At 31.7% G+C, this 684-nt stretch carries 1 protein-coding gene; it reads left to right on the forward strand.

Annotated features, from left to right (window positions below; all coding sequences use genetic code 11):
- On the forward strand, positions 1-502 hold a 502-nt coding region (locus D1643_RS11245), incomplete at its 5' end, for a hypothetical protein (protein WP_236643580.1).
- Positions 503-684: the final 182 nt, after the last annotated feature.

Below are 684 nucleotides of genomic sequence, written 5' to 3' on the forward strand. Positions count from 1 at the left end.
GTGTTATTTCTGGAGAAACCACATATACAGCAAAATTGGAAGAAGCAGAATTGTGGAAGATAGTTTAGAAAATCCTTTATTATCAAGTGCGCAATTTTTTAAGAATGGATTATTTGGAATTAATGCGTTTGCACAAACAAGTAATACAGGAACTTATACGCATGATAAAGGGAATCATGTTAGCATATCTACAACAGTTAATTGGTCTTCAAGTGGGATAAGTAAAAAAATAAATTATGTTACAGGTAATTATTATATTTTTACTTCTGGTTTTGGAGTGAAAAGTGCTAGTGTTAAAGTTGGAGAATCTAACTTGATACAATATCCAAATATTTCTAAGGTTTGGAATCTTGGAGGGGCTCATAATTGGAGAGTCAACTGCAACTATCCTTATCGTAGTACATCAGGACGAGGTGCCTCTGGAGGAGCAAATTATTATATGACTATTAGCAACGGTAGAACATCTTATGCTGTAACTCTTTATAATACAGTTTGGGGGTAGGCAGTATGAAATTAAAAGTAGGTATAATAATTTCTTTCTTTGCTTTTATTGGCGCTATGTTTCTTCCTTCTTTTCAAGGAATAGATACTAAAAATTTTGAGTATAAACAATTAAATTACTTTGAGCTAGTTAAGGAAAAATGGTGGATATATTTATTGCTATTAATTGTTTTGATGTTGGTG

Origin of the sequence: Enterorhabdus sp. P55 (assembly GCF_009911695.1) — a bacterium.
GTDB lineage: Bacteria > Actinomycetota > Coriobacteriia > Coriobacteriales > Eggerthellaceae > Enterorhabdus.